This window comes from Agrobacterium larrymoorei, from assembly GCF_037722385.1.
In the GTDB taxonomy this organism is placed as follows: domain Bacteria; phylum Pseudomonadota; class Alphaproteobacteria; order Rhizobiales; family Rhizobiaceae; genus Agrobacterium; species Agrobacterium larrymoorei_C.
Genome location: NZ_JBBKAQ010000004.1, coordinates 184,634 through 204,629, shown reverse-complemented (window position 1 = coordinate 204,629; position 19,996 = coordinate 184,634). Strand labels below are relative to the sequence as shown.

At 57.8% G+C, this 19,996-nt stretch carries 16 protein-coding genes, 1 tRNA gene and 1 pseudogene; 12 read left to right on the top strand and 6 right to left on the bottom strand.

Annotated features, from left to right (window positions below; translation table 11 throughout):
• Window positions 1-134: 134 nt before the first annotated feature.
• Window positions 135-2,081: an ATP-dependent zinc metalloprotease FtsH gene (gene ftsH / locus WKI41_RS09105; protein ID WP_340193166.1), complete on the top strand. Its 1,947-nt coding sequence runs from the start codon at window positions 135-137 to the stop codon at window positions 2,079-2,081.
• Window positions 2,082-2,523: 442 nt separating this feature from the next.
• A complete protein-coding gene (gene glmM / locus WKI41_RS09100) occupies window positions 2,524-3,876 on the top strand; it encodes a phosphoglucosamine mutase (RefSeq protein WP_340193165.1) in 1,353 nt (450 codons plus the stop codon).
• A 264-nt stretch (window positions 3,877-4,140) separates the two neighbouring features.
• Here glmM and WKI41_RS09095 read toward each other — a convergent pair whose 3' ends face one another.
• The gene (locus tag WKI41_RS09095) at window positions 4,141-5,991 is read right to left on the bottom strand and encodes a putative bifunctional diguanylate cyclase/phosphodiesterase (protein ID WP_340193270.1); all 1,851 of its coding nucleotides are present in this window, start codon (window positions 5,989-5,991) and stop codon (window positions 4,141-4,143) included.
• A gap of 601 nt (window positions 5,992-6,592) precedes the next feature.
• On the opposite strand from WKI41_RS09095, the gene WKI41_RS09090 reads away from it, so the two are divergent.
• The 9 genes from WKI41_RS09090 (at window position 6,593) to WKI41_RS09050 (ending at window position 15,914) form a co-directional block, all read left to right on the top strand.
• On the top strand, window positions 6,593-7,384 hold the full coding sequence (locus tag WKI41_RS09090; RefSeq protein WP_340193164.1) for an outer membrane protein: 792 nt from the start codon (window positions 6,593-6,595) through the stop codon (window positions 7,382-7,384).
• 208 nt (window positions 7,385-7,592) lie between these two features.
• Entirely contained in the window at window positions 7,593-8,771 is a 1,179-nt protein-coding gene (locus WKI41_RS09085; RefSeq protein ID WP_340193163.1) for a phosphoserine transaminase, read from the top strand.
• Between the two features lie 83 nt (window positions 8,772-8,854).
• A complete protein-coding gene (gene serA, locus WKI41_RS09080) occupies window positions 8,855-10,450 on the top strand; it encodes a phosphoglycerate dehydrogenase (RefSeq protein ID WP_340193162.1) in 1,596 nt (531 codons plus the stop codon).
• 204 nt (window positions 10,451-10,654) lie between these two features.
• On the top strand, window positions 10,655-11,728 hold the full coding sequence (locus tag WKI41_RS09075; protein WP_340193161.1) for a Tim44 domain-containing protein: 1,074 nt from the start codon (window positions 10,655-10,657) through the stop codon (window positions 11,726-11,728).
• A 366-nt stretch (window positions 11,729-12,094) separates the two neighbouring features.
• Entirely contained in the window at window positions 12,095-13,282 is a 1,188-nt protein-coding gene (locus tag WKI41_RS09070; protein ID WP_340193160.1) for an OpgC family protein, read from the top strand.
• Between the two features lie 189 nt (window positions 13,283-13,471).
• Complete coding sequence (gene mnmA / locus WKI41_RS09065; protein WP_340193159.1) at window positions 13,472-14,668, top strand: tRNA 2-thiouridine(34) synthase MnmA; 1,197 nt, start codon at window positions 13,472-13,474, stop codon at window positions 14,666-14,668.
• Between the two features lie 133 nt (window positions 14,669-14,801).
• Window positions 14,802-14,878 (top strand) — tRNA-Met (locus WKI41_RS09060).
• 146 nt (window positions 14,879-15,024) lie between these two features.
• Complete coding sequence (locus tag WKI41_RS09055; RefSeq protein WP_340193158.1) at window positions 15,025-15,177, top strand: hypothetical protein; 153 nt, start codon at window positions 15,025-15,027, stop codon at window positions 15,175-15,177.
• 245 nt (window positions 15,178-15,422) lie between these two features.
• On the top strand, window positions 15,423-15,914 hold the full coding sequence (locus WKI41_RS09050; protein WP_340193157.1) for a DUF4142 domain-containing protein: 492 nt from the start codon (window positions 15,423-15,425) through the stop codon (window positions 15,912-15,914).
• Between the two features lie 96 nt (window positions 15,915-16,010).
• On the opposite strand, the gene WKI41_RS21730 is transcribed toward WKI41_RS09050, so the two are convergent.
• Window positions 16,011-16,334, bottom strand: coding sequence for a GCG_CRPN prefix-to-repeats domain-containing protein (locus tag WKI41_RS21730; protein ID WP_425341005.1), 324 nt, complete (start codon window positions 16,332-16,334; stop codon window positions 16,011-16,013).
• Window positions 16,335-16,748: 414 nt separating this feature from the next.
• Entirely contained in the window at window positions 16,749-17,402 is a 654-nt protein-coding gene (locus WKI41_RS09045; RefSeq protein ID WP_340193156.1) for an outer membrane protein, read from the bottom strand.
• A gap of 555 nt (window positions 17,403-17,957) precedes the next feature.
• Here WKI41_RS09045 and WKI41_RS09040 point away from each other — a divergent pair.
• Window positions 17,958-18,347 (top strand): PAS domain S-box protein, encoded by a 390-nt coding sequence (locus WKI41_RS09040; protein WP_340193155.1) that lies wholly within the window; start codon window positions 17,958-17,960, stop codon window positions 18,345-18,347.
• A 66-nt stretch (window positions 18,348-18,413) separates the two neighbouring features.
• Here WKI41_RS09040 and WKI41_RS09035 read toward each other — a convergent pair whose 3' ends face one another.
• The 3 genes and pseudogenes from WKI41_RS09035 to WKI41_RS09025 all read right to left on the bottom strand — a co-directional run bounded on the left by WKI41_RS09035 (window position 18,414) and on the right by WKI41_RS09025 (window position 19,950).
• Window positions 18,414-18,617, bottom strand: a complete 204-nt coding sequence (locus tag WKI41_RS09035) for a CsbD family protein (protein WP_340193154.1) — start codon at window positions 18,615-18,617, stop codon at window positions 18,414-18,416.
• Window positions 18,618-19,071: 454 nt separating this feature from the next.
• Window positions 19,072-19,575: pseudogene (gene dps, locus WKI41_RS09030) on the bottom strand (DNA starvation/stationary phase protection protein Dps); the annotation flags it as partial.
• Window positions 19,576-19,689: 114 nt separating this feature from the next.
• A complete protein-coding gene (locus WKI41_RS09025; protein WP_340193153.1) occupies window positions 19,690-19,950 on the bottom strand; it encodes a hypothetical protein in 261 nt (86 codons plus the stop codon).
• Between the last annotated feature and the right edge of the window lie 46 nt (window positions 19,951-19,996).

Sequence of the window (19,996 nt, the reverse complement as noted above, 5' to 3'; positions counted from 1 at the left end):
GCGAAATTCGCAGAGTTTTTACCGCAAAACACATCTCCTTCTCCGCTTCGCCTTGGCAACCGCAACTGTCCTCCTTATGTTAGGGGCAACATAATGGCGGGCGGTCCTCTGTCCGTTGGAGTTCGGGGAGTTCAATGAACCCAAATTTTAGAAATTTCGCCCTGTGGGCGGTGATTGCTCTTCTGCTGATTGCGCTTTTCAGCATGTTCCAGACATCGCCGTCTCAATCCGGCTCGCGCGAAATTCCATATTCGCAATTTATTCGTGATGTCGATGCAGGCCGTGTCCGTGAAGTGACGGTAACGGGCAACCGCGTTCTTGGCACCTATACCGAAAATGGAACGACCTTCCAGACCTACTCGCCAGTGATCGACGACTCGCTGATGGACCGTCTTCAGCAGAAGAATGTCACAATCGTTGCGCGTCCTGAAAGCGATGGGTCCTCCGGTTTCCTGAGCTATCTCGGGACGCTGTTGCCGATGTTCCTGATCCTGGGCGTCTGGCTGTTCTTCATGCGACAGATGCAGGGTGGATCGCGCGGCGCGATGGGCTTTGGCAAGTCCAAGGCCAAGCTTCTGACGGAAGCGCATGGCCGCGTCACCTTTGACGATGTTGCCGGTGTCGACGAAGCCAAGCAGGACCTGGAAGAAATCGTCGAATTCCTGCGCGACCCGCAGAAGTTTCAGCGCCTTGGCGGCAAGATTCCGCGCGGCGTGCTGCTTGTCGGCCCTCCCGGTACGGGTAAAACGCTTCTGGCGCGCTCGGTTGCCGGTGAAGCCAACGTGCCGTTCTTCACCATTTCCGGTTCGGACTTCGTCGAAATGTTCGTCGGTGTGGGTGCGTCCCGCGTCCGCGACATGTTCGAACAGGCGAAAAAGAACGCGCCCTGCATCATCTTCATCGACGAAATCGATGCCGTCGGTCGCCATCGTGGCGCGGGTCTCGGCGGCGGTAACGATGAGCGCGAACAGACGCTGAACCAGCTTCTGGTCGAGATGGATGGCTTTGAGGCCAATGAAGGCATCATCCTGATCGCCGCGACCAACCGTCCAGACGTTCTCGACCCGGCACTCCTGCGTCCGGGCCGTTTCGACCGTCAGGTCGTTGTCCCGAACCCGGATATCGTTGGTCGCGAACGCATCCTCAAGGTTCATGCACGCAACGTGCCGCTGGCACCGAATGTCGACCTCAAGGTTCTGGCTCGCGGCACGCCCGGTTTCTCCGGTGCGGACTTGATGAACCTCGTCAACGAAGCTGCACTGATGGCCGCACGTCGCAACAAGCGTGTCGTTACCATGCAGGAATTCGAAGACGCCAAGGACAAGATCATGATGGGTGCGGAACGCCGCACGACCGCCATGACCGAGGCCGAAAAGAAACTGACCGCTTACCACGAGGCGGGCCATGCCATCACCGCGCTCAACGTGCCGGTGGCCGATCCGCTGCACAAGGCGACGATCATTCCGCGCGGTCGCGCGCTCGGCATGGTCATGCAGTTGCCGGAAGGTGACCGCTACTCGATGAGCTACAAATGGATGGTGTCGCGCCTTGTCATCATGATGGGCGGCCGCGTTGCTGAAGAACTGACTTTCGGCAAGGAAAACATCACGTCGGGTGCGTCTTCCGATATCGAGCAGGCCACCAAGCTTGCGCGTGCCATGGTGACGCAGTGGGGCTTCTCCGATGAACTCGGCCAGGTTGCCTATGGCGAAAACCAGCAGGAAGTCTTCCTCGGCCACTCCGTGTCGCAGTCGAAGAATGTCTCTGAAGCGACGGCACGCACGATCGACAGCGAAGTTCGCCGCCTGATCGACGAGGCTTACACGGAAGCCCGCCGTATCCTGACCGACAAGCACGACGAGTTCGTGGCTCTTGCCGAAGGCCTGCTCGAATATGAGACGCTGTCCGGCGAGGAGATCAAGGCGCTGCTGAAGGGCGAAAAGCCTGCCCGCGACATGGGCGACGACTCGCCAAGCAGCCGTGGCTCTGCCGTGCCGAAGGCGGGCGCCAAAAAGGACGGCTCGAACGAGGCCAAGGGCGATGGTGAGGCCGAAGGCGGCATGGAGCCGCAGCCGCACTAAGCGCTGCGCAACACATTACGACGAGAGGGCCGTTCCATGAGGGCGGCCTTTTTCGTTTGAGCTGGCGCCGCTCCCGCCACACTCGTCCTCAGGCTTCGGTTTGGCCCCAGGCTTCACGTGTAAGCACCTGAATAAAAAGGTCTTCTAGTCGAGCACGAGGATGACGGGGAGAGAGGTTTGACCTCATGAAAGCCTGTTAGGTGAGGAAGCTGTCTCTTTTTCCAACGGTACCAAATACTTGGTAGATCGTTGCGTCGTCTACTTCCAAATCGCGCAGTACCGGCCGCCGGTATTGCTCCGCTTTCCTGGGGAGAAACCCGGCCACTCACGACATATATTCTATTTTTGCGGTAATTTACGTGCTGCCAGACTCGCTTTGTGGCATCTAGCAGAAAAGGGCGCCCCCTAATATGCGGGGCGTCGCCAGATATTTGGAGTTCATATGACACGTCGCTATTTCGGAACCGATGGCATTCGCGGGCAGTCCAACGTTTTCCCCATGACGCCGGATCTGGCGATGCGGGTGGGAATTGCCGTCGGTACGATCTTCCGTCGTGGCCACCACCGTCATCGCGTCGTGATCGGCAAGGATACGCGTCTGTCCGGTTATATGCTGGAAAATGCGCTGGTTGCCGGGTTTACTGCGGCCGGTCTCGATGTCTTCCTGCTCGGCCCGATCCCGACCCCTGCGGTCGCCATGCTGACCCGCTCGCTGCGTGCCGATATTGGCGTAATGATCTCCGCCTCTCACAACCCCTTTGCCGACAACGGCATCAAGCTTTTCGGCCCGGATGGCTACAAGCTTTCCGACGAGCTTGAGCTCGAGATCGAAGACCTGCTCGACAAGGATATCTATGCGCAGCTGGCCAAGCCGCATGAGATCGGTCGTGCCAAGCGCGTCGACGGCGATATTTATCGCTATATCGAGTTCGTCAAGCGGACGCTCCCGCGCGACGTGACGCTGAGTGGCCTGAGGATCGCGATCGATTGCGCCAATGGCGCGGCCTACAAGGTTGCACCGACGGCGCTTTGGGAGCTTGGTGCTGAGCTCGTCACCATCGGCAACGAGCCAAACGGCACGAACATCAATTTCGAATGCGGCTCGACGCATCCGGAAACCTTGCAGAAAAAGGTGCATGAAGTGCGCGCCGATATCGGCATCGCACTCGATGGCGACGCCGATCGTGTGATCATCGTTGATGAGCGCGGTCAGATCGTTGATGGCGATCAGTTGATGGCGACCATTGCCCATAGCTGGGCCGAAGACAACATCTTGCGTGGCGGTGGCATCGTCGCCACCGTCATGTCCAATCTCGGCCTCGAACGCTTCCTTGGCGACAAGGGCTTGACGCTGGCGCGCACCAAGGTAGGCGACCGTTACGTGGTGGAGCATATGCGCAACCATGATTTCAACGTCGGTGGCGAGCAGTCCGGCCACATCGTGCTGTCGGACTACGGCACCACGGGCGATGGCCTCGTTGCGGCGCTACAGGTTCTGGCGCGGGTGAAGCGTTCGGGGCGCACGGTCAGCGAAGTGTGCCGCAAGTTCGAGCCTGTGCCGCAACTGTTGAAGAACGTGCGCATTGCCGGCGGCAAGCCGCTGGAAAACCCGGTGGTGAAGCAGGCGATCGCCGATGCCGAAAGCGCGCTCGCCGACAAGGGTCGCCTCGTCATCCGCCCATCCGGTACGGAGCCGCTGATCCGCGTCATGGCGGAAGGCGATGACAGCGCGCAGGTCGAGCGGATCGTGAATGATCTGGTTGGTGTGATCGGCAGCGTGAAGTCGGCGGCTTGAGAGCTGCTTAGCCGGCAGAACGGGGGAGGGTGACGCATTTCATCCACCCTATTTCCTGTCCTCGAATCAAATCCGAGAACAAAATAGCGTTGTTGTGGATGCTCCCGTGGCTCTATGACCGTCGCGGCATAGCCTTTCTTTCCACGATCGACCACGAAGAGAAGATGAGCTTGCCCGAGGGTGATCACGGTGAGGTTGAAAGGTCTCGCTAGCCTTGACCTCGCCTGCATAGTTACGCGCTACCGACGTCGGCGCGGGCCTCCTTCACGCCCAGTGCTGGAGGCTCTCCTCCACGCCATCAGTCAGGAAACCATGGACGTTTTCGGCCTGGATCGGTCGGGAGAAGACATAGCCTTGCACCAGCGTGCCGCCGAGTGCCGTTATGACGGCGAGTTCGGCTTGGGTTTCGACACCTTCCACGATGGTATCCAGGCCCATCTCGCGGCTCAGCGTCAGCAGCGAGCGCACGATGTTGTAGCTCGCTGAATTCTCGTCGATGTTTCTGACGAAGCTGCGATCGATCTTGAGCTTGGTCAGCGGCAGGGAATGGAGCGAGGTGAGGCTGGAATAGCCGGTGCCGAAATCGTCGAGCGAAATACCGCAGCCTATCTTTCGCAACATCTCGACGGATTTGCGGGCCTGCCGCGTGTCGTGAATGATGGCCGTTTCGGTGATTTCGAGGTCGAGCTTTTGCGGGTCGACGCCGCTATTGGCAATGATGGCGATGATGCCGAGCGTGGCTTCGGCGCTGTTGATGTCTTGGGCGGAGAGATTGAAGGACAGACGCACATCTCTCGGCCATGTCCTGGCGGCGGCAAGTGCCTTCTTCAACAACGGTTTGGTCAGCATGTTGATGATGCCGGCACGTTCCGCGATCGGAATGAATTGTGCGGGCGCGACGGTGCCGAGGATCCTGCTGTCCCAGCGGGCGAGCGCTTCGAAGCCGACCGGTTTTCCGGACGTCACGTCGAGGATCGGTTGATAGACTACCGACAGTTCGGTTGCGAGATCGGCCTGTCGCAGCGTCTGCTCAACGCGCGCGTCGCGGTGGATTTCGACGATGTGCTTGTTGGTAAAGAGGGTGCTGTTGCCGCGATGTTCCCGCTTGCTTTGGTATAGCGCATAGTCGGCGCGGTCGAAGAGTTCTTCAGGGGTCGATGCCACATCCGGGTAGATGGCGATGCCGATCGACGCGGAGATCATGATCTTCGCTTCTGGCGTTTCGAAGGGGATGCGCAGTTTCACGCCCATCTGGCTTCCTGCAGCGAGAACCGCATTTTCGTTGACGTCTCCGGCGAGAATGAAGGCGAACTCATCACCGCCCAAACGCGACAGGAACATGGCCTGTGCATTGCAGACTTCCTGTAGTCTTTCGCCTACTTCCTTCAAAAGCCGGTCGCCAGCGGAGTGGCCGTAAAGATCATTGACGGGTTTGAAGCCGTCGAGATCGATCACACCGACGGCGAGGCGATGATTTTCGGCTTGGGCCACACCAAAGCATGTGTCGAGATGATGGAAGAATGCGCGTCGGTTCGGCAGCTCTGTAAGACTGTCGATATTGGCAAGTTTCAGGTTCTCGTTGCTCAGCGCTTCGGTTTTTTGCTGTGCCAGCACCATCTGCTCAAAATTATCGTAGTTGATCTTGAGAATGACCAACATACCAAAACAGACGAGCAGAATATTGATCGCAGTGGCAACCAGCGTCATGTGCCCGGTCGACGCGAAAAAGATCACGAAGGTGCCGTTGACGATTGCCGTGACCATCAATGCGGCGGAGCGCACATGCATCATGCAGAAAATGCAGGAGATGACGGTGATCGCCATGTAGAAGGCGACATGCGATTTCTGAAACGCATCGCCATAGGGGTAGAGCAGACAGGACCATGTGGTAAAGGCGGCTGCAATGGCGCCGCCAAGGATGTTGATCCGCCTCAACGTGGCGGAAACATGCGCAATCGAAGGACTTTCATCGCGTGAGCGCATCCAAAAGTAGATACGCGCGGCACACATCACGGTGAACAAGGAGGGAATACCGAGCGTCAGCCATGGCGGTGCTGATGCGACATAAGTCAGCGCAAGCGCCCACGTACTCGACAGCAGGATGAAGTACATCATCGGCATCTGCCGACTGAAGGCGATATACTGCGCCCGCAACAGCACCGGATTGTCCTGGGGCGTGGGCGAGAAGTCGAAAATGCTTTTCAGATTTGTTTTCAACGAGAGCCACTCTGGAACGGTTTTGCACCGTCTTCTTCAACGGATGTGTCGCGATGTCTTCTGCTGCCGAACGCGGCGAGGAACGTCGTCTTGGTCAAGCGCGACCTCAAACGAGTGCTCGAAACGTTCTACGCCTGAACATTCCGAAGGGATCAAAGTTTCCGGCTCGTCCATGCGCGTCCCGTTTTATACTGCGTGCCGGTTAATACTGTTGTCTATTAGAAGGAATAAAATGAGCGAATCTTGAAACTTAACGCAGTTGCGCAGGTCTGCTGCGCTACAGCTTTGGGATGTGCTCCATCGGCCACATGAGCGCATTTGGGAACTTTAAGCTGCAAACGTTGCTGTCATTAATGAGACGTTGACTGTATTTATTAGCAAAGCAGTCTTTGTCAGCGGCAATATTAATCGTCACTTAACCATTTTCATTCAGGTTTCATAAGTGAAGAATTCACTGGTGTATGCGCCGTTCGCGTATACCGCTTATGGAGCCGCCCACATGAAGAAGAGCCTGATCGGTGTCGTTGCCGCTCTGATGGCAGGTCAACACGCACTCGCTGCGGATGTCTATCAGTCAGCCCCACCAGCCTATATCGAAACCGCACCGGAAATTCAGGTGAAGGAAGCAAGCGGCTGGTACCTGCGCGGCGATGTCGGCTACTCCTTCAACAAGTTCCGTGGCGGCAGCTTCAACCGGGCGAACGGCGGTAACATCGAAGACGTGCAGTTCACCAGCACGTCCCAGAAGGACAGCGTCCTCTTCGGCGCGGGCGTCGGTTACCAGATCAACAACTATCTGCGCACCGACTTGACCTTCGACTATCTGTCGAAGTCGAATTTCCGTGGAACGGCGCCGAACCTGTCTTCGCATACTTCGCTTACGGCATACGGCCTGATGGCGAACGCCTATGTCGATCTCGGCACCTACGGTCGCGTGACCCCTTATCTCGGCGCGGGTATCGGTGGCGCTCACGTAAAGTGGGACACATTCAAGACCGATTCCGGCTGCTGCGAATTCGATGGCAAGGGCAGCTGGCGCTTCGCCTACGCTCTGATGGCGGGCGCAACGGTTGATGTCAGCTGTGATTTCAAGGCCGATATCGGCTACCGCTTCCGCCAGATAGGTCAGGGCGAAATGTTCGGCATCAATGGCGCTGCCGGTCCTGGCCGCGACAAGGGCCTGACCTCCCACGAAATCCGCCTCGGTGGCCGCTATGTCTTCAATGGCTGCGACACCGCCCAGTACATGCCGCCTGCCGATATTCCGGTGCAGCCTGCCGTTTACAAGTAAACGTCACATACCGATCGTAGACTTCGACCGCTCGTATCGCATCGATACGGGCGGTTTTCGTTTGGGTCGTTGCCCGCGTCTGGCGCAGATAGACCAAAAATCTGGAGGCTTGCGACATATTCCGCTTGACGGAAAAGGATGAGAGGAATAGCAACGGTGTCAGGACACTCCACCCTAACGTGGAGCGCCTATCTGGAAGGATAGTCAAATGACAGATATAGTGAAGCCGGACGTGCGTCCGGGCAATACCCATTTCTCTTCTGGTCCCTGCTCGAAGCGTCCCGGTTGGTCGCTAGATGCTCTCTCCGATGCACCGCTCGGTCGTTCGCATCGCGCCAAGGTTGGCAAAGCCAAGCTTAAGCAGGCCATTGATCTCACCCGTGAAATTCTGAATGTTCCTGCCGATTATCGTATCGGCATCGTACCCGCATCCGACACCGGCGCCGTTGAAATGGCCTTGTGGTCGCTGCTTGGCGAACGCGGCGTGGATATGCTTGCCTGGGAAAGCTTCGGCGCCGGTTGGGTGACCGATGTCGTCAAGCAGCTGAAGCTCAAGGATGTTCGCAAGTTTGAGGCCGATTACGGTCTTCTGCCGAACCTCGCAGAGGTCGATTTCGACCGGGACGTCGTCTTCACCTGGAACGGTACCACATCCGGTGTTCGCGTTCCCAATGCCGATTTTATTCCAGCCGACCGCAAGGGCTTGACCATCTGCGACGCGACCTCCGCTGCATTCGCGCAGGATCTCGATTTTGCCAAGCTCGATGTCACGACGTTCTCCTGGCAGAAGGTTCTGGGCGGCGAGGGCGGTCATGGCGTCATCATTCTTTCGCCACGCGCCGTCGAGCGCCTGACGACCTACGTTCCCGCCTGGCCGCTGCCGAAAATCTTCCGCATGACGTCTGGCGGCAAGCTGATCGAAGGCATCTTCACCGGTGAGACGATCAATACGCCTTCGATGCTTTGTGTCGAAGACTACATCGATGCGCTTCTCTGGGCAAAGAACCTCGGTGGCCTCAAGGCGCTGATCGCTCGTGCGGACGCCAATGCCAAGGTCATTTTCGACTTCGTGGCCGAACACAACTGGATCGCCAATCTGGCGGTCGCGGATGAGACGCGCTCCAACACCTCCGTCTGCCTGAAGATCGTCTGCAGGGATGTTGCAGCGCTTGATGCGGCCGCACAGGCAGATTTCGCCAAGGGCATGGTTGCCCTTCTCGAAAAGGAAAATGTCGCGCTCGATATCGGTGCCTATCGCGACGCGCCTTCCGGTCTTCGTATCTGGGCCGGTGCGACCATCGAGACCGCTGACATGCAGGCCGTGATGCCATGGCTGAAATGGGCGTTCGAAACGCAGAAGGCAACGCTTGCCAAGGCTGCGGCCTGATTTCTTCCGGCCCTGCGACGTGCAGGGCCGCGCATTCCTTTTTCGCTTTAGAGACTTAAACCGCTTTTCAAGGAGCCCACACCATGGCACCTCGCGTACTCGTATCTGACGAACTGTCGGAAACCGCCGTTCAAATCTTCCGCGACCGTGGCGTCGAGGTTGATTTCCAGCCCAAGCTTGGCAAGGACAAGGACAAGCTGGCCGAAATCATCGGCAATTATGATGGTCTTGCCATCCGTTCCGCCACCAAGGCGACGGAAAAACTGATAGAAGCCGCGACCAACCTCAAGGTCATCGGCCGCGCCGGTATCGGCGTCGACAATGTCGATATTCCGGCCGCCTCGCGCCGCGGCATCATCGTCATGAACACGCCTTTCGGCAACTCGATCACCACGGCAGAACATGCCATTGCGCTGATGTTTGCCGTCGCCCGCCAGCTTCCGGCAGCAGATGCCTCCACGCAGGCCGGCAAGTGGGAAAAGTCGAAATTCATGGGTGTCGAAATCACCGGCAAGACGCTGGGCGTGATCGGTGCCGGCAATATCGGCTCCATCGTCTGCTCGCGCGCGCTTGGCCTCAAGATGAATGTGCTCGCCTATGACCCCTTCCTGTCGCCGGAACGCGCCCAGGAAATGGGTGTGACCAAGGTCGAACTCGACGAGCTGCTGGCCCAGGCCGATTTCATCACGCTGCACGTGCCGATGACCGATAAGACCCGCGGCATTCTGGGCGCGGAAAACCTTGCCAAGACCAAGCCTGGCGTTCGCATCGTCAACTGCGCCCGTGGCGGTCTGGTGGATGAGGCAGCGCTCGCCGATGCCATCAAGTCCGGCCACGTCGCCGGTGCCGGTTTCGACGTCTTCGAAGTAGAGCCCGCGACCGAAAGCCCGCTCTTTGGCCTGCCGAACGTCGTTTGCACGCCGCATCTTGGCGCATCGACAACGGAAGCACAGGAAAATGTCGCTCTGCAGGTGGCCGAACAGATGTCGGATTACCTCGTCAAGGGTGCGGTTTCCAACGCCATCAACATGCCGTCGATCACCGCTGACGAAGCGCCGCGCCTGAAGCCCTTCATCAAGCTTGCCGATGTTCTCGGCTCGTTTGTCGGTCAGGTGCAGGAAAGCGCGACGAAGGAAATCGAAATTCTTTATGATGGCGCAACCGCCAACATGAATACCAAGGCGCTGACGAGCGCGCTGCTGGCCGGTCTCATCCGTCCGCAGGTGGCGGACGTCAACATGGTCTCCGCGCCGATCATGATCAAGGAAAAGGGGATCATCCTTTCCGAGGTCAAGCGCGACAAGACGGGCGTCTATGACGGCTTCATCAAGCTGACCGTCAAAACCGAAAACCAGGTCCGCTCGGTTGCCGGTACCGTGTTCTCGGATGGCAAGGCCCGCTTCATCCAAATCAAGAACATCAACATGGACGCAGATGTCGGTCAGCACATGATCTACATCACCAATACGGACGTTCCCGGCATGATCGGCTTCATGGGCACCACGCTCGGTGAAGCAGGCGTCAACATCGCCAACTTCCAGTTGGGCCGCGAGGCAAACGGCGGCGATGCGATCGCGCTTCTCTATGTCGACGGACCGGTTTCGGAAGACGTGCTGAACAAGCTGCGTGCCAACCCGGCGATCCGCCAGGTGAAGCCGTTGACGTTCAACATCGACTGATTGACGAACTCTCGTTCCTGCAACCTGAAGCCCGGTGTGGATGTTAATCCGCGCCGGGCTTCATGCTTTTGTGCATCGTAATCTACTAATGGTTGCGTATCACGAAATATTTATGGATCTCTCCCTCAAAATGAAGACCGATAGTTGCTATATGCGCTGTGTTCTTTGTCGCTCAATGGGAGGGCGACCCAACAGGAGATGACGATGTTTGCTGCCATTCGGCGCTTTAAAGGTTTGTTCGCAGTTGCCGCCTTGGGGATTGCGGTTTCGTTCGTGGCTGTCGACATGGCAGAAGCGCGCCGCGCCAGCGGCGGGTTCGGCAGCCGCGGCACACGCACCTTTTCGGCGCCACCCGCAACCAACACCGCCCCTGGCCAGTCCTCGCCGATAAACCGCAGCATGACGCCGAATACCAACCCGACGTCTCAGCCGAATGCGGCCCAACCGGCACGCCCAACGGCGCAGGCGCCTCAGCAGAACCGAGGCATGTTCGGTGGCATGATGGGCGGTCTCATGGGTGGCCTGTTGATGGGAGGCCTGTTCGGCATGCTGATGGGCGGCGGTTTCGGTGGCATGGCAGGTTTCTTCGGCATGCTGCTTCAGGTGCTGCTGATCGGCGGTCTCGTCATGCTCGCCATGCGCTTCTTTGCCTCGCGTCGTCAGGGCCAGCCAGCCTATGGCGGTGCGTCCAGCCAGAACAACGCGCGCAACGATTATTCCGGCAACGAGCCTCAAGGTCAGGGTGGCTTCAAGATCCCGCAAATGGGTTCGCGTGCCGGCGCGTTTGGTGGCGCAGCGGCCGCAACTGCGGCTGCAGCTCCCGTCGCTGCGAGAGCGGCGCCGCACGAAAACGCCATGTCTGAAGGTGACGAGATTGGTGTGACGCATGGCGATCTGGAGACCTTCCAGCACATGCTGCAGCAGGTTCAGTCTGCTTATGCTGCGGAAGATTACGGCACGCTGCGCAAGCTGACGACGCCGGAGGCCATGTCTTATCTCGCCGAAGAACTGAGCGACCACGCGACAAGTGGCGTGAAGAACGACGTGCGCGATGTGACCTTGCTGCAGGGTGATGTTGCGGAAGCCTGGCACGAGGATGGCCAGGATTACGCCACGGTTGCGATGCGCTATTCGGCCATCGACATCATGCGCGATCGCACCACCGGCAAGGTAATCGAAGGCAATGAGCACGAGCCGGAAGAATCGACCGAGATGTGGACCTTCGTTCGCAAGGGCGGTTCCGAATGGCAGGTGGCCGCGATCCAGGCCGCCGCGTAACGCGCAGACTTTTTCTAAAATGATTTAAGGCGTCGGGGTTCAGCCCCGGCGCCTTTTCGTTTTCTCCGCTTTTCACGCGTGAGCAGGCGGTTTGAGCGGTGCGGGAGAAATCGTGAAAAGGCGAGAGCATGCGCCCGTCCATTTATTGCCTTTTTTTGTTCATCCCGCATTCAGTTGCGGCCTTCTAACCCAGAGAGGCACACGTCAATGTGAACCGCTCGCGTTTTAGCAAATGCGCGCATAGGCGGAACCGCCGCCTTTTATTCGCGTTGACAATCCGAACTTCGGGCCGACCTTCGGACAAACCCGAGTAGAGGAACACGGCGACCGGCCCAAGCGCGGTCCGCGAAATGGAGAGCTTTAACGATGAAACGCTTCGACCTGATCGACGGGATGCGCGGCTATTTCCTCGTCTTTATGCTGATCAACCATCTGGTCTTCGCAGGCGGTTTCTGGCTAGTGGAAATCAACCACCGTCAGTTCGCCTTCGTCGAGGACGCGCAGGGCTTCGTCTTCCTGTCCGGCCTGCTGATCGGCATGGTGTATGCCCGCAAGATGGTGAAATACGGCTACGAGGCCGGGCGCGACATGATCTGGAATCGCGCCCTCGAACTATACAAATACGCGATGGGGCTGGTGATTGCCGTTCTCTTCGCGCGCATGGTCATCCCGCATGCGCCATACATCTGGTACAACTGGCTTGGTATGACGTCGTTTGACGATCCGTTGCGGTTGGCAGCGATTGCCACTTTCCTGTTCCAGCCGACCTTCATGGACATTCTGCCGCAATACATCGTCTACATGATCTTTGCGCCCTTCCTGGTAAAGCTCTGCCTTGACGGCAAGTGGGCCTATGTCATGGCCGGTTCGCTTCTGGTCTGGATGGCGGGTCAGCTGGGTCTCCAGCAGCTCTTCACCACGCCGATGAATGAAGTGGTCAAGGGTGTGGACGAGCAGGGCATCCGCGTCAGCTTCAACCTGTTTGGCTGGCAGCTGGTGTTCTATACCGCCCTCGTGCTGGGTGCGATGACGGCGCAGAACCGTATTCCTTGGACTAAGATCTTCTCGCCGGAGCGCAGCTGGATTGCCAAGGCCGCGCTGATCGTATGTGTGTTCTTCGTTCCGCTGCGTATTGCGACGGCCTGGAATCTGATGCCGGAATTCATGCTCGGCAAGTTCTCGACCATGGAAATCCGTGCCGATTTCGGCCCCGTCTACCTGATCAACTTCCTGGCGGTCGGCGTCGGCCTCACCTGGTTGATCATTGCCGGTCCGAAGCATCATAACCCGATCGTGCAGAAGATCGCCGCCGGTGTGATCTGGGTGTTGTCTCTGAAGTTCCTGCAGCTTCTTGGTCGCCACTCGCTGCAGGTCTATGTCTGGCACGTCGCAATCGTCTACGGCATCTACTATCTGGATGGCCGCACGGCAGAGCTGACGCAGATCCAGAAGACGGCGATTGCCGCAGTCGGTATCGCCCTGCTGGCATTGCCTGCGCTGTGGCGCGAACGCGACAAGTGGATCGGCAGCGGCGAGAAGACGGCGGGCGCCTGATCCGTCGGTAGACAGACGAACGGGTACGGGGTGGCATCAGCTGCCCCGTACTTGCGTTTTAAGGCTTTTCTTTCTATATGCAGCGCTTGAAAATCCAAGCTTGTTCGCCTCCTTTGAGGCTGAGTGCCGTGGATTTGACGACAGGCGGCGGGGCCTTTACCCCCGTTATGACTGACGATTGGAAAAACCTTGAACACGCTCGACTTTGACAAGAAGCCGGAAGACACCCGGATTGTCGTTGCCATGTCCGGTGGCGTCGATTCCTCGGTGGTGGCTGGCATTCTCAAGCGCGAGGGATATGACGTCCTCGGCATTACCCTCCAGCTTTACGATCACGGTGCAGCCGTTCATCGCGCCGGCTCCTGTTGCGCTGGCCAGGATATCGACGATGCGCGTCGCGTATGCGAAACGCTCGGCATTCCTCATTATGTGCTGGATTACGAAGCGCGCTTCCGTGAAACGGTAATCAACCCGTTTGCTGAAGCCTACGCCATGGGGGAGACCCCCGTTCCTTGCGTTGCCTGTAACCAGACGGTCAAGTTCGCCGATCTGCTCGCAACCGCGCAGGAGCTGGGTGCGGATGCACTGGCGACCGGCCACTATATCCGCTCAAGACGCAACCCTGTGCCCGGCAACCCCAACCGCCGTGCGCTCTATCGCCCGATCGATAGTGACCGCGACCAGAGCTGGTTCCTGTTTGCCACCACGCAGGAGCAGATCGATTATCTGCGCTTTCCGCTTGGTGGTCTCTCCAAGGCTGAGACACGCGCATTGGCGGAAGAGATGGGCCTTGTCGTTGCCAAGAAGGCCGACAGCCAGGACATCTGTTTCGTGCCGCAAGGCAAGTATACAGACATCATCAACAAGCTGAAGCCGAATGCGGCGCTTGTGGGCGATATCGTACATTTGGATGGCCGCGTGCTCGGTCGCCATGACGGCATCGTGCATTATACGATCGGACAGCGCCGCGGCATTGGTGTCGCAACCGGCGAGCCACTCTATGTGGTGCATCTCGACGCCCGGGGCCGCCGCGTCATCGTTGGCCCGCGTGAAGCGCTGGAAACGCACCGCGTCTATCTGCGTGACATGAACTGGCTGGGCGATGGAGCGCTTGAAGAAGACGCCGCCGGTGGCTTCGCCTGCTTCGCCAAGGTGCGCTCCACCCGTCCGCCGGCGGAAGCCGTTCTCCATACCGACGAGAAGGGTATCTATGTCGATCTCGCCATCGGCGAGGCCGGCATCGCACCCGGCCAGGCCTGCGTCCTTTACTCTGCACCTGGTGCAGATGCACGCGTCTATGGCGGCGGTTTTATCGAGCGCTCGGAACGCTCGGCGGAAGCAGAAGCATCGCTGAAAGCGCTGCTCGCCAACCCCGTCGCGGCCTGAAATCGGCTCCCCGCCCAAGTCTGTCGAAAGACTGACTTTTTGCACATCTTGCGCTTGACACTTTAGGGAGCGGCACCTTATAAGCCGCTCATCCTGATGAAACGGGCCGCGATCGCAGCTTTGTTTCCCTCGTGGCGGGGTAGCTCAGGTGGTTAGAGCAGCGGAATCATAATCCGCGTGTCGGGGGTTCAAGTCCCTCTCCCGCTACCATTTTCCAATATTTCGTACTTCTCAGGTTTGACTGGTCTCACCGTAAAGCACTTCAATTTACCTGTTCGCCCCCATTCAGGAACATTCACTTCTTTCTGCGGTTCGTCGTTCAGCAAGCGTCCTGATGGAACCGGAGAGGGTGACTTATGGCAGATTTGATGTGGTTGATTGTTGTCGCCGGAGGCCCGTTGTTGCTTGGCGGGGTGATAGCCTTTGGATTGCTGCGTCAGCGCAAGCTCTCGAGCAGGGAGCAGCGCGAACAAAACCACACAGTTAGCAAGCTTTACGACGGAAAGTAGAGGAAGGGGTCTGGTATGAGGCGGTTTCAAGCACTCTGGCCCTTGGCGGGCGCCGTCGTGGTGGGGCTTGCGATGGTCGTCGTCGTTTACCTGGTCAGGTCCACGCCAGACACTGCGCCATCGAATCCTCCTGACCGTGGGCAAACGGAAGAGCAAGCACCTGCTGGGCCCGCTGATAGGAGTGCGCTGCCAGGCAGCCAGAACACTGCGCCCTGACGCGCGGGAGCCGATGAGGAGAGGTTAGCATGAAGCCATTCAACGCTTACAGCGCAGTTGCGTATCTTTCGATGTTGATGCCCGCTTTCGCGAACGCGCAATCGCCCGCAGAATTCACCACCGAGGCGGTTTCGTTCAGTCAGTTTGAAGTGGAGGCAAGCACGCTGGCGCTTGAAAGGGCGCAAGACAAAGCGACAAAGCTATTTGCCAATGATATCTTACGAGACCACAAGAAGGCGCTTGTCGATCTTGCTGATGCCGCTCAGAAGGACAAGACGAGTGCCCCAGCAAGCATGATCACGAGCTATGCCGAGAAGCTGAATGCATTGAAAGCTGTTCCGTCAGGCGATTTCGATCAGGCTTATCTCTCCACGCAGGTCTCGGCCCATGAAGCTGCGAAGACGACGTTCGAGGCCTTCATCAAAACCGGAGCTTCGGGCTCGCTTCGCGCTTATGCTGAAAATCAGCTTGGTACCCTGCGTACCTACAATATTCGTGCCCAAGGTCTGACCAATCCGTGAATGCAGGGACGGGAACCTGAGTGAATGCCCGACGGGGTAAACTACACTTTGCGCTGTTGGAAAAGGCCCGCATTACGAGCGGGCCTCTTTACATCATCAACCGTATTCGTGGCGTCTGCCCCACTCTTGTTGCTGTTCCCAACCCCAGCGCCCGTACCATTCACGTCTAGCTTGATGTTCCCTCCACTCACGACGAGCCTCCCAAGGGTCTCGGCGATCCCATCGGCGCTCGTAGCGCGGGGGCCCGTTTGGACGGCAAAAGCCGCGGGGCGAGAGATGGTACCCGCGACCGCATGCGTAGTCGACATTTTGGACGTCGGTCTGATCCTGCCCCAGAGCTGGCGCCATGGGCATCGCGTTAGCGCTTGCCCCCATGAGACCACTTATCAATAGTGCCGCGCCTATAACGATGTTGCGCATTTCTATCACTCCTCGTTTGATGAAGTGATTTAGCTCTCGATCGCGTGAACAGTGGCTGAATGGATAGTGGTCGTTTTGTGGCAACGTTTTGGCCGTCGTTCCCTCAACGTCTTCATACCGGTTTCCAGCGCGAGCTACCTTGGCATGACAGAGCGCGGGACCGTTGTAACTTGAGCTTCCCATTTAGAATACTGGCATCTAACGCTGCGCGCTCATCTGATGCACTACAGAGCGCCGACGATCTCTTCGTTCGTGAAACGGTCGCGCTTCATTCTCTGGTCCTCTCGAATCGCGAGAGGATAAGTTGACGGGTAGGGGCCAACCTCGACCGCGCGTAGTTGGATTAACACGGCACCTCAAGAAAAAGCCCGGCGCGATGGCCGGGCTGTCTCAGATCAATGCGTATTTCTACTCTTAGAACTTTACGCCAAGACCGACGCGGATGGCGTGTTGGTCGACGTCGGAGTTGAGCGTTGCGCCGCCGCCAAGGTCGAAGTCCTTGTCGCCGAAGTCGGTGTAGCGGTATTCGACGCGGCCGAACATCATGTCGGTGAAGGCGTAATCGACGCCGACGCCAACGGTGTAGCCGTTGAAGGTTTCCTTTTCGCTGACGCCTGGGACTTCTGCGAAGCCACGGGCATAGGCCCAGCCGGCGGTACCGTAGACCAGAGCGCGGTCGAAGGCGTAGCCGACGCGACCGCGGACGGAGCCCTGCCAGTCGAGGCCGTAATCAACCGTGGTCACACCGATATCGGCGGTATCGTCTGCCCAGTTCTTCTCGAAGTCTGCTTCCAGACCAACAACCCAGTTGTTGCCGAGTTCGTGGTTGTAGCCAACGAAGCCGCCGAGGAGGCCGCCATCGACGTCAGCCGAGCCAGTTGCGCCGAGGAGCGAAACGTCCTGGTTGGCCCAGTTGTAGCCGCCCTGAATACCGACGTTGAAGCCGGTCCAGCTGAAGGCAGGGGCAACGTCAGCGACAGGTGCTGCGGGTGTTTCGTAAACGGCGTCGGCCGCCATTGCGGTGGAGGCGGCGAGAACGAATGCGAGGGTGGTGATCGTCTTTTTCATGGTCTTTACTCCCTTATATGAGATATTACTAAAACGCATTTTGATTGAAAAAGCTGTAGATTCTCGGCAACACTGACCAACCGATGGACGTATCCTCTCCTAAAGATTGCATGGTCGCCGAACGGTAGAGCGCCACGGATCTTTTTAGACACGCAAAGTGTGCGCCATTTTCTTTAAATCTGCGCATCGCGTCTTCCGACATCCAAACTCGATTTTCGGGCCAAATACGCTTCTCACGGTTTGCGATGCCGGTTTCAAACCACAGGAATTGCTGTCGATCTGCCTGAGCTCGCTTGTGGTATATTCCAAGATCAAACCCACATTTTACTTGCAAATGCATATAAATTGGTAATCGTTCAGCGCTTTTATGTCTTCTTCCGTTCACAAATTTCGTTGATAGTGTCGATTTAATGAAATCGACACTTCACCCAGTGCCGGTATAAATGTTAGGCTCTCCTTAAGTTCCCCGTATTGGCATTGTCGTCAAGGATGTGCGCAATCCGTCGGCGTCTCTTGGATGATCGAACGGGGCTTGATCAGGATTTGGAGTGGGACATGGATTGCCTTTTGGGCAGGGACGCAAGTGAAGTCGGTTATCATGTGTGGGACATCATCGAGAACAGGTTGTCGCTAGATCGCGTGTGCGCCGCCATGTGCGGCGTGCCGGAGGTGGAAGCCTCAGACGGGCTACCCATTGAGGCGTTCCTGATGAAGATCGACCATGCCAGTAGAGAGCGGGTGGCGAAGGCTATCCATGACAGTCTGCTTTACGGCAATTTCTATCAGGAAGAATATCCGATTGAATACGAGCCCGGCAAGTTCCGCCTCGTGCGCGTCGGCGGCCGGTTGATGTATGATCGCGACGGTGTTCCATTCAGAGGGGTGGGCTGGATGGTTGATGTCAGTCCCGAGAAGGTCTTGGGCGAGGGCGTTACTCGTCAGTAAGATTGCCCGCATAGTAAAACGGGCCGCGTGATACGCAGCCCGTTTCGTTTGGTCCGTATTGTTCGATTACCAGGTCTGGCGACCATACCAGCTGTCGACGTCGCTCTTTACACGATCCTTTTCGACGCCATAGCGTTCCTGGATCTTGCCTTCGAGCTGGTCGCGCTTGCCTGCGATCTGGTCCAGATCGTCGTCAGTGAGCTTGCCCCACTGTTCTTTGATCTTGCCCTTGACCTGCTTCCAGTTACCTTCAACGCGGTTCCAGTCCATGGTGTGTCTCCTCTATTGTAATCTGCGGAGATAACGGATGCATGACGCTGTGGTTCCAATAAATGAGTGATTGATAATTCGTTAAAATCTGATTCGACATCCGATTCGATCGGGTGTAGAAATTAGGTGTTCACGGAAATTAACATCGTTTGTCAGCATGTTACGGGAGGATGAGCCTTGTCGTACGCGGCATTTCAACGAGTTGGCGCACAATTGTCGCCCCAGCAGGTCACGGACCTGCAGACTATCTTTGATGGTGTTTGCTTCGAGTGCCTGCAAGATCGCAGCAGCCAGGTGGCAAATGAGTGCGCCGCCGTGCTGATCAGGAGCGCGCAACGCGGTATTCTCGATCACGATATGCTTCGGGATATCGGTCGCGCGGTTTTGCGGCGGCACTAGTGTTTATGCTTTAAACGAAATCATGCGCCCGGTTTTACCCGGGCGCTTTGTTTTTTCAGGCTTTTTCCTGCACGTGCGCTTCAAGGAACCAGAGCGACTTGTCGAGATCGCGCGACGCGGCGGTGAAAATGTCTGCCGTGCTGGCGTCACCTGCCTCATCCGCCTCGTCGATCGACTTGCGCACCAGATTGGCGACATCACCATAGCGTTCGATCAGCGCATCCAGATGGTCATGGATCTTGTAGATGTCTGTCGGATAAGCGTTGAGCTTGGTGGTGGACGAGACCGCCTGAAGGCTACCAAGCGCGGTGCCGCCAAGCTGAACGGCGCGCTCCGCGATAATGTCGGTGTGGTTGTCGATCAGCTTGCGGAAGCTGTCGAGAAGCTCGTGCACGGCGATGAACTGCGGACCCTTGAGGTTCCAGTGTGCCTGCTTGGTCAAGAGTGCCAGATCGATCATCGAAGCGAGCGCCTCGTTCAAAAGCCCGATCACCGTGGACTTGGTGTTGGAGGGCAGGTCGTTTCTGGTCTTGTGCGTCTTCATCTTCTTCTCCTGGACGGTCGCGACTGTCTGCCGCTTATGCTGTTCAGGAGAAGAACGGGCAGCGGATCATGATGTTCCTGCGCGTTGCCGCAGGGCACCACAAAATTTCCGGCAGACTTATGTGGGCGTTCATTGCTCCGGATAGTCGCTGATGATCTCGCGGCGCAGAAGCGTCAGCGAGCGGTCCGGCTCGATGCGATAGGTTTCCAGCGCCAGACGTCCGTCGCCGGTGCGGAAACTATGGCTCATGGTCGAGCCGGCTGGCGCTTTCACCAGTCTCGCGTGCGGTTGTCCGCCATAGGTGATGCTGCCTGGGATGGGTTCTACGGTCGAGCCGGCTGTTGTGCAGGAGGCGAGCGCCAGAAGGAGGAGAAGGCCGAGTTTTCGCATGGTGATTCCCATATGTCTTGATCAATGCTGAGCGTCTAACTCAGGC